This window comes from Streptomyces sp. NPDC059142 (genome assembly GCF_042755665.1).
Lineage (GTDB): Bacteria > Actinomycetota > Actinomycetes > Streptomycetales > Streptomycetaceae > Streptomyces.
Window position 1 is genome coordinate 13,422 of record NZ_JBHZDA010000051.1, and the last position, 12,944, is coordinate 26,365.

10 protein-coding genes are annotated in these 12,944 nt (G+C 73.8%); 4 read left to right on the forward strand and 6 right to left on the reverse strand.

The annotated features are described in order from the left end of the window. Positions 1–43: 43 nt before the first annotated feature. Positions 44–469: a DUF3499 domain-containing protein gene (locus tag ACFXPK_RS19475; RefSeq protein ID WP_384993909.1), complete on the reverse strand. Its 426-nt coding sequence runs from the start codon at positions 467–469 to the stop codon at positions 44–46. A gap of 273 nt (positions 470–742) precedes the next feature. On the opposite strand from ACFXPK_RS19475, the gene ACFXPK_RS19480 reads away from it, so the two are divergent. Then, entirely contained in the window at positions 743–1,171 is a 429-nt protein-coding gene (locus tag ACFXPK_RS19480) for a metallopeptidase family protein (protein WP_384993906.1), read from the forward strand. Between the two features lie 70 nt (positions 1,172–1,241). Here ACFXPK_RS19480 and ACFXPK_RS19485 read toward each other — a convergent pair whose 3' ends face one another. The 3 genes from ACFXPK_RS19485 to ACFXPK_RS19495 form a co-directional block, all read right to left on the reverse strand. Further along, entirely contained in the window at positions 1,242–2,834 is a 1,593-nt protein-coding gene (locus ACFXPK_RS19485) for a DUF5719 family protein (RefSeq protein WP_385076981.1), read from the reverse strand. Further along, entirely contained in the window at positions 2,831–6,592 is a 3,762-nt protein-coding gene (locus ACFXPK_RS19490) for a glycosyltransferase family 2 protein (protein WP_385076984.1), read from the reverse strand. The genes ACFXPK_RS19485 and ACFXPK_RS19490 overlap by 4 nt, the downstream gene beginning before the upstream one ends. Before the next feature lie 328 nt (positions 6,593–6,920). Continuing rightward, positions 6,921–7,184: a WhiB family transcriptional regulator gene (locus ACFXPK_RS19495; protein WP_384993899.1), complete on the reverse strand. Its 264-nt coding sequence runs from the start codon at positions 7,182–7,184 to the stop codon at positions 6,921–6,923. A gap of 669 nt (positions 7,185–7,853) precedes the next feature. On the opposite strand from ACFXPK_RS19495, the gene ACFXPK_RS19500 reads away from it, so the two are divergent. From ACFXPK_RS19500 to ACFXPK_RS19510, 3 genes are read left to right on the forward strand one after another with little or no spacing between them, the layout of a single operon-like run. Beyond that, positions 7,854–8,354 (forward strand): cysteine dioxygenase, encoded by a 501-nt coding sequence (locus tag ACFXPK_RS19500; protein WP_384993896.1) that lies wholly within the window; start codon positions 7,854–7,856, stop codon positions 8,352–8,354. Positions 8,355–8,367: 13 nt separating this feature from the next. Then, positions 8,368–9,324, forward strand: a complete 957-nt coding sequence (gene cofD / locus ACFXPK_RS19505) for a 2-phospho-L-lactate transferase (protein WP_384993893.1) — start codon at positions 8,368–8,370, stop codon at positions 9,322–9,324. Continuing rightward, positions 9,321–10,637: a coenzyme F420-0:L-glutamate ligase gene (locus ACFXPK_RS19510; protein ID WP_385076989.1), complete on the forward strand. Its 1,317-nt coding sequence runs from the start codon at positions 9,321–9,323 to the stop codon at positions 10,635–10,637. Before cofD ends, ACFXPK_RS19510 begins: the two co-directional genes overlap by 4 nt. Positions 10,638–10,691: 54 nt before the next feature. On the opposite strand, the gene ACFXPK_RS19515 is transcribed toward ACFXPK_RS19510, so the two are convergent. Both ACFXPK_RS19515 and ACFXPK_RS19520 read right to left on the reverse strand, forming a co-directional pair. Beyond that, positions 10,692–11,702, reverse strand: a complete 1,011-nt coding sequence (locus ACFXPK_RS19515; protein ID WP_385076992.1) for a DNA-3-methyladenine glycosylase 2 family protein — start codon at positions 11,700–11,702, stop codon at positions 10,692–10,694. A 56-nt stretch (positions 11,703–11,758) separates the two neighbouring features. Continuing rightward, positions 11,759–12,841 carry a sugar phosphate nucleotidyltransferase gene (locus tag ACFXPK_RS19520; RefSeq protein WP_385003069.1) on the reverse strand — a complete coding sequence of 361 codons (1,083 nt, stop codon included), beginning with the start codon at positions 12,839–12,841 and terminating at the stop codon, positions 11,759–11,761. Positions 12,842–12,944: the final 103 nt, after the last annotated feature.

Sequence of the window (12,944 nt, forward strand, 5' to 3'; positions counted from 1 at the left end):
AGAATCCCGGCATCCACAGGATCCGGGCGGAGGTGGCGGTGGCTCAGGGCTCCGGGGAGCGCAGTACTCGCAGATGGCCCCGGCGCCCGACCTCCATCGGGTCCGCCCCGCGCGCGCCCTTGCCGCCGCCGTCGGGCGACCGCTCCGGCGGCCGGGCGGCTTCCCGCACGGCGTTGGCCAGCGCTTCGAGATCGTCGCCGCTCGGCTGCGCGGGGGCAGAACCGTCCGTCAGCCGGACGACCTCCCAGCCACGCGGCGCGGTCAGCCGCTCACTGTGCTCCGCACACAAGTCGTAGCAGTGAGGCTCGGCGTAGGTGGCGAGCGGGCCGAGGACCGCGGTCGAGTCGGCATAGACGTACGTCAGTGTCGCGACAGCAGGGCGGCCGCACGCGGTGCGCGAACAGCGACGTACAGGGCTCACGATGTTGGACGGTACCGCACTCTTGAGCGGGCTGCGACGACTCGCCACCAGGTCACCCCACCGTGTCGCGGCGCGATATGCCGTACAGGTTGGCTGGAATCAACTGCCCTGACCTGCACGGAAAGAGACGTGACCGGTCGACGACAGCCCGTAATGCGGTCGCGACTTGGGACAAATCCGTCAAGGAAGGCGCGATCGACGATCATGCGTACGTCGGGAAGCGAGCCGAAGCTTGGCCTGAATGTTCAATATGCGACATGGCGTCCGACAGGGTTCGTGCCTCGATGACGGGGCGCCGCGGGGAGCTACCCTGCGTCAGTGATGGACAGTCCAGTACCGCCCCGTTCGCCCGAGCCACGGCCGCGCCGCCGCGACCGTCACGGCCGAGGGATGCGCGGGCCGGTCGCCCCGCCCCAGGTGCCGCTCTCGACCAGCCGCTCGGAGTCCTTCCGCGATCTCGTACGGGACTCCGTGGACCGGCTGGAGCGGCGCTGGCCGCAGCTCGCCGATGTCGACTTCCTGGTCATGGAGGTGCCCGGCATCCTGGAGGACACGGTTCCGCTGGGCAGCTCGGCCCCGGCGGGCAAGGACCATCCGGCCCGGATCATCGTCTACCGCCGCCCGGTGGAACTCCGTACCAAGAACCGCGACGACCGCGCGCTCCTGGTGCACGAGGTCGTCGTCGAGCAGGTCGCGGAGCTGCTGGGGCTGGCGCCCGAGTCCGTCGACCCCCGGTACGGCCAGGAGTGACCGGGGGCCGGTGACCGGGAGCCGGGGACCGGCTGACCTGGGCCGGTGACCAGGGCCGGTGCCCGGGGAGCTACTTCCCGTCGTCCAGGATCGACAGGTCTTCCTTGGCCTTCGGTACGGACACGGTCCCCCGGTCGTCCGGCAGCGTCTGCACCGTGAACATCGGAATGCCGTCGTCCGGCACCTCCAGCGTCCGCGCCGCGTGGACAGGACCGCCCGACTCCGGCTCGACCGTCAGCGCGTAAGAGCCCTTCAGCCCGGCCGGTGCCTTGGGGGTGACGGCGAGCGTCGAGCGGGCCTTGACCGTGTACGTCTCCACCGTGGGCTCGCCGCCCTCGGTGCCCGGCGAGGACGTGACCCTGACCTTCGCGGAGTCCCCGGGGGCGGTCAGCGAGAGCGTCGACCCCTTGGCGCGGTTGTCGGCCACCGTGGCGCGCGCGGTGATGGGGGCGGTCGCCGGGATGAACGCGATCTCCCGCTTCTCGCCCTTGCCCCGCACCACGCGCAGCGCCGCGACCACCGGGGCCCCGCGCCCCGACGACGGGGTGAGGACCAGCGAGCCGGCCTCGCCCTTGGTGATGTCGCCGAGTTCGAGCGCGGCCGTCATCTGCGACTTGACGTGCAGGCTCTCGTGTCCCGCCGGGGTGATCGTGCCCTCGGGGGTGGCGAGCTGCACCTTCAGATCGGCGTCGGCGGACCCGGTCGCGAGCGCCACCAGCCGTACGTCCGTCGCGTCGGCGGGGATGCCCGGCAGCACCACGCTGCCCGCCGGGGTGCCGGAGGCGGTCAGCCAGTCGCTGCCGCCCGCGTCGTCGGCGGCCCGTACCGCCGCGCCGACCCGGCCCGCGCGGGTGGAGACATGCACGGTCACATTGGGCGCGACCTCGCTGGTCAGGGTGGAGAGCAGCACCGGGACGCTGGACCGGGCCGGCACCGGGATGCCCTCGCCCGTCTCGGCCTTGACGGCGCCGTCCGCCCCGTACAGCTCGATGTCCACGATGGCGACGGTGTCGTCGGGGTTGGTGAGGTGGACGTAGTCCTGGCGGGAGCGCTCGGTGCTGGCGCCGGGGAACCAGAAGTCGGTGTCGGGCGCGGTGCAGGTCATCCCGAGCAGCCCGCGCGCGCCGCCGACGCTCACCGTCGTGGTCTGCTGCGTGGTCCAGCCGGGGGCGAAGCGGCCCGTGGCCGTACCGACGAGCGCGGGCGTGTTGGCGCCGCTCGACTCGGCGGAGACCGGGGTGCCTGGCTCCTTGAGGGTGACGAAGGACTTCCCCGGTGACGCGGCGCCCTTCTCCGCGTCACCCTGGCCCTTCCCGTCCTTCTTGTCGCCCTTGTCGCCCTTGTCGCTCTCGTCGTCGGACGCGCCGCCCGGTTCGGCGAGCGTGACCGTGGACTCCTTGAGTTCGGCGGAGCCGCCCGCGTCCGTGGCGGGCGCGCTGTCCGCGCCGCCCTTCCCGGTGGGCGTGATGGAGGTGTACGTGGTCTCCGCGACGTCCGAGACGCTGGGCGCCGGGCAGAGCCGGCTGGTGCGCTCCACGGGGAGCCGGGCGACGGTGCCCCCGGCGGTCGTCTCCGCGTCGGCCGGGCCGGACAACGAGGCGAAGCCGGTGACGGCGGCGAGGGCGGTGGCGGCCGCGATGAGGGAGAGGGTCGGACGGTTCACTGGTTGCTGCTCCCGTCGGGGCGCTGGCGCGGGTCGTTCTGGCTGCCGTCGGCATAGGGCTGCTGCGTGCCGTACCCGTACGGGTCGTACGGCTGCTGGTCGTACCCCTGCGGGTCGTACGCCCCGGGCTCCGGGTAGGAGCCCCCCTGCTGCTGGTACGGGTCACCCTGATAGGGCTGCGGCGATTGCTGGTACTGCTGCTGGTACGGGTCCTCGGGGTACCCCGGCGCCCGGTAGGGGTCCTGGCCCTCGGCGGGGGTGGTGGGGCCGGGTCCGTACGCCGCGTTCGTGTCGGTGGCCGCGGCGTGGTCCGGGTTCGCGGCCGGGTTGGCGTTGGCGTTGGCGTACGTGGAGCTGTCCCACTCGTCGTACGCCGGCTGCGCGGGCACGGTCCCGTACGTCTGCCGCTGTCCCTCGTCCGCCACGGCCGTGGCCGCCGGCGCCGCGGGGGCCGCCCCGTCGTCCTCGGGGGCCGCCGCGGCCTCCTCGGCCTCGGCGGCGGCCCGGAGCCGGCGCGCCCTGCGGCCCTCGCCCTCCATGGGCTGGGCCGGGATCTCGACGTCCTCCTCGGGCAGGTCGTCGTCGATCTCACGGCGCCGCCCCGGCAGGGCGAGCACCAGCAGGACGACGGCGAGCGCGCCCTGGGCCCAGACCCACGCGGTGTGGGTGATCGGGTCCTCGTAGGTGAGGTCGAGACGGCCGCCCTCGGCGGGGAGTTCGAAGCCCTGGGCCCAGCCGTCGACGGTCGTCCTGGTCAGCTCCTTGCCGTCGAGGGTGGCCTGCCAGCCCTCGGCGGCCCGGTCCGCGATCCGCAGCACGCGCCCGGCGGCGCCCGCCGGGATCTCCGCGTGCGCCTCGACGGGCCCGGAGGCGACCGCGAGCGACTCGCCGTCGCCCTTGCCGTCGACGATGGTGGCGCGCGAGATCTGCCGGTCCACGCGCCACAGCGCGCTGCCGTCGAGCTGGCTGAGCCGGGTCAGCCCCGGGGTGGCGTCGAGGGTGCGGCCGGTCTCGGCGGGGGCGCCGTCCCGTACCAGGACGTAACGGATCGCGAAGCCGCTGAGCGTGTCGGTCTGGTCGGCGCCCGAGCCGGCGACGAGGTTCGCGACGACCTTGTCGAGCCGCGCGTCACCGCCGCCCGCGACGGTCAGCTCGGCGTCGCCGAGCCGCCCGCCCGAACCGCGGACCAGGGAGTACGAGACCTCGGCGGGCGAGGTGCCGCCGAGGACCAGGGTGCGCGGCTGGTCGCGGGTGACGCTCTCCTCCGCGACGAACGCGGGCACCTGGACCGGGTCGCGGCGCTCCAGCGGGCCCGCGGCTCCGCTGAACATCCAGCCGACGGCGGCGATCAGCGGGGCGAGTCCGGCGGCGGCGGCGATGAGCACGGCGACGGGCTGGCGCCAGCCGAAGCTCTCGGCGGCGACCCTGATCCGCGCGCCGTCCGCGCCGAGGATGGCCGCCGCGATCATCGCGAGGCCGTAGACGAGGGTGGCGGGCCCGGCCCAGCCGGAGTTGTTGGACAGTACGGCGAAGACCAGCGCGACCAGCGCGGCCAGCCACGCCGAGCGGATCGCGAACTGCCGCTCCGCGCGGAGCAGCGCCGCCAGCGCGGCCAGCACGATCCCGGCCATCAGGATGCCACCGATGGCCTTGGGGCCGCCGGGGCTCATCCCGAGCAGGTCGATCGGGGAGGCCGCCCCCGTACCGAACTCCAGGCCGGCCTCGCGGAAGAGCGCGGACGGGTCCGTGAGCAGCGAGAACGACCAGGGCGCGAGGAGCAGGACGGGGGTGCCGAGCCCGGCGAGTACGCGCGGGCCGTATCCGGCGAGGTCGTGGCGGCGCAGCACCAGCACGCCGACGGCGAGCACCAGCGCCAGCGGCCAGACGACGGGCGTGAAGGCCATCGTGAAGGTGAGCAGGAAGGCGTACGCCCAAGTGGCGCGCCAGCTTCCGCGCGTCTGCGGGTCGGCGCCGCCGCGCATCGCGTACGCGGAGACGGCGGCGCGGGCGAGCAGCGGCAGCAGGACCGCGAGGACGGCGGTGCCGAGCCGGCCGGTGGCGAGCGCGCCGGTCGCGGCGGGCAGGAAGGCGTAGGCGACGCTCGCCCAGGCGCGCAGCAGCCGGGACGGGACGAGGGAGCGGGAGGCGAAGTAGGCGGTGACCCCGGCGAGCGGCACGGAGCAGACCAGGAGCACGGTGAGCGCGAGCCCGGTCGAGCCGAGGAAGAGGACCGAGAGGGCGGCCAGGACGGCGAGGTAGGGCGGCGCGGTCTCGGTGACGCCGGTGCCGACGGGGTGCCAGCCGTCCGCGTACCGGGACCAGAGGTCGGAGATGTCGGCGGGCGCGGGCAGCAGGGCGCCGCCCGCGAGCGCGCCGGTGCCGAGGAGTCCGCGGCAGGCGACGAGCGAGACGAGGAGGAGGATCGCGAAGAGGACGGGTCCCGGCTTGTGCGCGAGCTTCTTCAGCCGGGCGAACTGTTCGATCTCCATGTAGTCGGCGTCGTCGCCGCCCGGTCCCGACTCGACGGCGCCGTGGCGCGAGCCACCGGTGTCGGAGTCGGAGTCGCCGCCCAGGCTCGCGGCGATCTGTTCGACGGTGGCGCGGACGGTCGCGCCGGCGGGCGGGAAGAGGGGGCGCAGTTCGGCCGCCTCCACGACGCCCTTGCCGCGCTCCTTGCGGGCGCTGATGATCCGTCCGGGCCGCAGCAGGGTGCCGAGGAGCCCGGTGACCTCGTCGACGGCCTGGCCCGGCGCCTTGCCCACCAGATAGGCGAGGGTGCGCAGGAGCGTGCCGAGGACGAGCCGGAAGAGTACGTACGGGAGGACGGCGGCCCGCGCGTTGACGAGCATGGTGTAGACGGCGCCGGCCTTGTCGACGCGGTGCGGGTTGACGACGGAGCGGCCCGCGCAGTCGACGGTGCGGCGCTCGCGCGCGGACGCCTCGGCGTGCCGCAGGACGGCGTCGGGGGCGACGAGGACCCGGTGTCCCGCGGCGTGCGCGCGCCAGCACAGGTCGACGTCGTCGCGCATGAGCGGAAGGCTGCGGTCGAAGCCGCCGAGTTCGTCCCAGACGTCGCGGCGGATGAGCATGCCGGCGGAGGAGACGGACAGGACGGTACGGACCTGGTCGTGCTGGCCCTGGTCCTGTTCGCGGCGGTCGAGCCCGGTCCAGCGGCGTCCGCTGTTGGCGATGGTGACGCCGACTTCGAGGAGTTGCTTGCGGTCGTACCAGCCACGGAGCTTGGGGCCGACGACGGCGGCGTACTCGTCGGAGTCCGCGACGCGCAGGAGTTCGGCGAGCGCGTCGGGCGCGGGCGCGCAGTCGTCGTGGAGGAGCCAGAGCCACTGCACCGGTTCGCCGTGCGGCAGTTCGGGCAGGTCGTAGTTCTCGTCGCGCCAGGTCCTGGTGACGGGGTCCCAGCCGCCGGGCCGCTTCAGATAGGGCAGGTCGTCGGGGGTCATCACCCCGGCGATCGTGGCGGCCTCCTCCACGGCGGTGCCGAAGCCGGAACGGCGCGCGAGATGCAGCACGCGCTCGTCGCCGAGCGCCTCGGTGAGCAGCCGGGCCGAGTCGTCGGCGCTGCCGGTGTCGGCTGCCATGACGTTCTGTACGGGGCGTTCCTGGCCGAGCAGGCCCGCGAGGGCGTCGGGCAGCCAGCGCGCGCCGTCGTGGGCGACGAGCACGGCGGTGACGACGTGCCGCGGGAACTCGGGGGCGCTGGTGGTGGCGGGAACGAACGCGGCGGTGGTGGGGGACATTGAGGTGGCGGGCCCTCCGGCCGGGGGGTCGCCCCGAAGGGGCGTGGGAGCGTCTCGGACGGGGCCCCACACTAACGGTAGGAATACGCGCGGGGCGCCCGGCGCTCGATGTGCCCGGTACGGCGGAGGGCGCTCCGCCGGGTCCCGGAGCGGGGCGCGCGGGAGTACGGAAGGGCGCCGGGGCGCGGGGCGGGGACGGACGGGCCGGGAAACACAACGGTCCGCCGTCTGCGGGGAGGTGCAGACTGCGGACCGTGCCTTATACGTACGCGTAAGGGACCGTGCGGGGGTATTCCTCTGCCGCGGCCGGTCCCCGGCCGGACGGCGTTCAGATGGCGGCCTTCTTCAGACGGCGCCGCTCGCGCTCGGACAACCCGCCCCAGATACCGAATCTCTCGTCGTTGGCGAGGGCGTACTCAAGGCATTCCGAACGGACTTCACAGGCGAGGCAGACCTTCTTCGCCTCGCGGGTGGAACCGCCCTTCTCGGGGAAGAAGGACTCGGGGTCGGTCTGGGCGCACAAGGCGCGCTCCTGCCAGCCGAGTTCCTCTTCCGCGTCCTCGACCAGCAGTTGTTCGAACAGCTCGGTCATGTGCGCCCCTCGTCTGTCTTTTGCGTCCCCGTGCGGTGGCCGCTGTCGAGTTCGGCCGAACGACACGAGTGAAATTACAAGTGTGTGCTCCGGTCCGGTCAAGCCGAGATCTGCTATCGGGCCCGGTATTCACTCTGCGGAACCAAGGCTATGCGGAAAGTGTTCAAATCACCAAAAACCTGACACATGCCACTGGCCTGCCCGCATCACCGCATCCACCCCCTCCTGCCCCTCTTCTGACAGAGGAGACGCCACGCGCCCCGATCTTGTTGCGGGCCGGTCCGCGGAAGCGACCCGGATCACAGTCCGATCACGAGGGCGTCGAGGTGTTTACGAGCGCGGTCGCTGGCCCATGTGTCCGCGCCCCCTCACGCACAAACCTTTCTCCGGACGGAGCAACCGGATGAGGTGAAACATTGCGGCCAAATCGGTCATTGAGTTGACATCCGGAACGGGATTCGCGACCTTAGGTCTCATGCCAGCGCACCGCACGCACCCCGCGACCCACCTCCGTGGATTCCGCAGTGCTGTCCAGGCCCGCTGTCGCTGTTCGTGCCGTTCCGGCTGTTGAAGCCCCCAGGGCTCCGGTCGAACCTCTCCCGCTCCCCCTTTTTCCTGCCTCTTTTCCGGTAGCGCACGTCCTTCTCTGCCGAGGAACCACAGCACCCCATGAACAGCGACAGCGACATCCAGATCGCCGGTGACCTCCTTGAGGTCCAGCACCTCCTCCGCCCCGCCCGGGAGCACCCGGTCACCGTGGCCGAATTCGCCGGCCTCGCCCGTACCCTCGCGGCCGACCGCGCCACGTGGGCCCCGCACGTCCGGTACGACGCGACCACCCGCTGGTACCGCCGGCTGCGCACCGGCCCCGGCTACGAGGTGTGGCTGCTCTCCTGGGTACCGGGACAGGGCAGCGGATCACACGACCACGGCCGCTCCTCCGGCGTACTGACCGTGCTCGACGGGGAACTGACGGAACGTTCGCCGAGCGGGAGCCGGACGCTCGCGCCGGGCGCGCAGCGGGTCTTCGCCCCCGGTTACGTCCACGAAGTGGTCAACGCGGCGCTCGAACCGGCCGTGAGCCTGCACATCTACTACCCGGGGCTGACCGAGATGCCGATGCACTCGGCCCGCTGCGCCCCGGAGACACAGGATGTCGTACCCGCCTGACATCCTGTGGGGTATGCGCATCGTAGTTCTGGCCGGCGGTATCGGCGGCGCCCGTTTTCTGCGCGGCCTCAAGCGGGCCGCGCCCGACGCGGACGTCACGGTGATCGGCAACACCGGCGACGACATCCATCTGTTCGGGCTGAAGGTCTGCCCGGACCTCGACACCGTGATGTACACCCTCGGCGGTGGCATCAATGAGGAACAGGGCTGGGGACGGACCGACGAGACGTTCCTGATCAAGGAGGAGCTCGCGGCGTACGGCGTGGGCCCCGACTGGTTCGGCCTCGGCGACCGCGACTTCGCCACCCATATCGTCCGTACGCAGATGATCGCCGCGGGCTATCCGCTCAGCGCCGTCACGGAGGCGCTCTGCGCCCGCTGGAAGCCGGGTGTCCGGCTGCTGCCGATGACCGACGACCGCGTCGAGACCCATGTCGCGGTCGATGTGGACGGCGAGCGCAAGGCCGTGCACTTCCAGGAGTACTGGGTGCGGCTGCGGGCGTCCGTGGACGCGCAGGCGATCGTCCCCGTCGGCGCCGACCAGGCCAAGCCCGCGCCGGGCGTGCTGGAGGCGATCGCCGCCGCCGACGTCATCCTCTTCCCGCCGTCGAACCCGGTGGTCAGCATCGGCACGATCCTCGCCGTGCCCGGCATACGGGAGGCGATCGCCGAGGCGGGCGTACCGGTCGTCGGCCTCTCCCCCATCGTCGGGGACGCCCCGGTGCGCGGCATGGCCGACAAGGTGCTCGCCGCGATCGGCGTCGAGTCGACGGCGACCGCCGTCGCCCTGCACTACGGCTCCGGGCTGCTCGACGGCTGGCTGGTCGACACCGTGGACGCCGGGGCGGTGGCGGCCATCGAGGACGCGGGCATCCGCAGCCGGGCGGTCCCGCTGATGATGACGGACGTGGACGCCACCGCCGCCATGGCGCGCGAGGCGCTGGCGCTGGCCGAGGAGGTGCGCGCATGACCCCCTCGTACGGTGTCCGCGCGCTGCCGGGGCTGCCCGAGGTGCGCCCCGGCGACGACCTCGCGAAGCTGATCGCGGCGGCCGGTGCCGGGCTGGCCGACGGCGACATCCTGCTGGTCACCTCGAAGATCGCCTCCAAGGCCGAGGGCCGGATCATGGAGGCGCCGGACCGCGAGGCGGCGATCGACGCGGAGACGGTACGGGTCGTCGCCCGGCGCGGACCCCTCCGTATCGTCGAGAACCGGCAGGGCCTGGTCATGGCCGCGGCCGGGGTCGACGCCTCCAACACCGAGCCCGGGACGGTCCTGCTGCTGCCCGAGGACCCCGACGCCTCGGCGCGGGCGATACGGGACGGGCTGCGGGACGCCCTCGGGCTCGACCTCGGCGTCATCGTCACGGACACCTTCGGACGGCCCTGGCGCAACGGCCTGACGGATGTGGCGATCGGCGCGGCGGGCGTACGGGTCCTGGAGGACCTGCGGGGCGGCACGGACGCGCACGGCAATCCGCTGTCCGCGACGGTCGTGGCCCTCGCGGACGAGCTGGCCGCCGCCGGTGACCTGGTGAAGGGCAAGGCGGACCACCTGCCGGTGGCGGTGGTGAGCGGACTGGGCCACCTGGTGACCCCGGCCGACGACACCGCAAGCGCCGAGGACACCGGCGCCCGGCCGCTGGTGCGGGTCGCCGCCGACGACATGTTCCGGCTCGGCACATCCGAGGCGGTACGGGAAGCGGTCACCCAGCGCCGCACGGTCCGCGAGTTCACCGACGAGCCGGTCGACCCGGGCGCGGTACGCCGCGCCGTCGCCGCCGCGATCACGGCCCCGGCGCCGCACCACACGACGCCGTGGCGCTTCGTCCTCCTGGAGACCCCGGCCGCCCGGCTGCGGCTCCTCGACGCGATGCGCGACGCGTGGATCGCGGACCTGCGCCGCGACGGCAGGTCCGAGGAGTCGATCGCCCGCCGTGTCCGGCGCGGGGACGTGCTGCGCAAGGCGCCGTACCTGGTGGTGCCGTGCCTGGTGGCGGACGGCTCGCACACCTACGGCGACGAGCGGCGCGACGGCGCCGAGCGCGAGATGTTCGTGGTGGCGATGGGCGCGGGCGTGCAGAACCTGCTGGTCGCGCTGGCCGGCGAACGGCTGGGCTCCGCGTGGGTCTCGTCCACGATGTTCTGCCGCGAGGTCGTACGGGACGTGCTGGACCTGCCCGAGGGGTGGGACCCGATGGGCGCGGTCGCGGTGGGCCACGCGGCGGCCCCGCCGAAGGAGCGGCCGGGGCGGTCGGCGGAGGCGTTCATCGAGGTGCGGTAGAGGCACGCCCCCGTACAGGCCCTGCCCCGGCCGGCGGGGCTCCGCGGAGTCCTCTCAGAGGCGGGCGATGTTCCGGATCGGCATCCGGGGCGCCCGGCGGGCCGGGGTGCGGCCGCTGAGCAGGATCAGGCGGGTCGCCCGGTGGCGCTGGCCCGCGTAGGGGGTCAGCAGTTCCAGCATCGCCTCGTCGTCCGCGTCCCGGTCGTCCGCCAGGGCGTGGCCGACGATGCCCGGCAGATGGAGGTCGCCCACGGTGACGGCGTCGGGGGCGCCGTTGGACCGCTGGATCACCTCCGCCGAGGTCCAGGGGCCGATCCCGGGGATCAGCTCCAGCCGGGCCGCGGCCTCCTCGGGCGCCATGGCCGCCGCCTCCTCCAGCCGTCGGGCGACCCGCACGGCGCGCAGCACGGTCGCGGAACGCTTGGCGTCCACCCCCGCCCTGTGCCACTCCCAGGACGGGATCAGCGCCCATGTCCTGGCGTCCGGCATGACGTACAGCGGCTCACCGGAGGCGAGGGGCGGTCCGGGCGCGGGCTCGCCGTACGCGCGGACCAGCAGGCGCCAGGCGCGGTACGCCTCGACGGTGGTGACCTTCTGCTCCAGCACGGACGGGATCAGCGACTCCAGTACGAGCCCGGTCCGGCAGAGCCGCAGCCCCGGTCGGCGCCGCAGGGCGTCGAGCAGGAGCCGGTGGCGCGGCACGAAGGCGTCCGGTTCGTCGGATCCGCCGAGCAGGTCGGGGAGGCGGTCCAGCAGCCAGTCCGCGCCGGGCCCCCACGCCTCGGCGTCCACACCGCCGCCCCGCGCGACGAGCCGCAGCGCGCCCGGCCCGGCGGGCGTCCGGCTGGCCCGGCGCACCGCCCCGCCCGGCTCGGCCCGGAAGGTCGGGTCGCCGGGGCCGCGCCGCAGCGGCCCCAGCGTGAGCCCGAGGTCGTACGCGCCCTCCGGAGGCGTCCAGCGGCGGCGCACCCCCTCCGGGGAGCGGGCAGGGGCGGGCACGACGGCGCCCGGCGGGCGCGCGGGGGTCGCGGCGCGCGCGGGGCGGGGGGCGAAGCGTCCTGCCACGGGTGGGGTCCTCGGGGGTCGGGGTCCCCACGAGGGTAGTCCCCGCGCGGGGAGCCCTACGCGTCGGACGAGAAGCGCACCGCCCCCGCCGGGAGCACCGCGTCGCACCACACCCGTACCCCCTCGCGCAGTTCGTTGTCGGCGCCCACCACCGCACCGTCCCCGACCACCACCCCCGACAGGACCGTACGGGCGCCCACCCGCGCGCCCTCGCCGATCAGCGAGTCCGTGACGACCGCGCCCGGTTCCACCACCGCGCCGGCCAGCACCGCGCTCCCCGCGACGCGCGCGCCCGCGCCGACGGTGGCGCCCTCCGCGACCACCGTGCCGGCCGTGAGCTTCGCGTCGGCGGCCACCGAGGCCGTCGGCAGGACCAGCCGGTCCCCGCAGCGGCCCGGCACCGCCGGGGAGGGGGCGAGGCCCAGGACGAGGTCGGCGGAGCCGCGTACGAACGCCTGGGGCGTGCCCAGGTCCAGCCAGTACGTGGAGTCGACCATGCCCTGGAGATGGGCCCCGGCGGCCAGCAGGCCGGGGAAGGTCTCCCGCTCCACCGAGACCGGCCGGCCCGCCGGGATGGCGTCGATCACCGAGCGCCGGAAGACGTACGCGCCCGCGTTGATCTGGTCGGTGACGATCTCCTCGGGCGTCTGCGGCTTCTCCAGGAACGCCGTCACCCGCCCGTCCGCGTCCGTCGGCACCAGGCCGAAGGCGCGCGGGTCGTCGACCCGGGTGAGGTGCAGCGAGACATCCGCCCCCGACGCGGTGTGCGTCGCGACGAGGGCCCGGATGTCGAGGCCGGTCAGGATGTCGCCGTTGAAGATCAGCACCGGCTCGTCGGGGCCCGAGCGCAGCCGTGACGCCACGTTGCGCAGGGCGCCGCCCGTGCCGAGCGGATCACGCTCGGTCACGTACTCCAGGCTCAGCCCGAGGGACGAGCCGTCCCCGAAGTACGGTTCGAAGACCTCCGCGAGGTACGACGTGGCGAGGACGACGTGCTCGACACCGGCCGCCTTCGCCCGCGCCAGTTGGTGCGTGAGGAACGGGACTCCGGCCGCCGGGACCATGGGCTTCGGGGTGCGCGCCGTCAGGGGCCTGAGCCGGGTGCCCTTGCCGCCGACCAGAAGGATCGCTTCAGTCACCGTGTCGTCTCCGCTTCCTGCTGGGGCCGGTTCCTCGTGCATACGTACATACGCACATACATACAGGCGTACACGCAAAGAACTGACCAGTGGTGGCGACCGG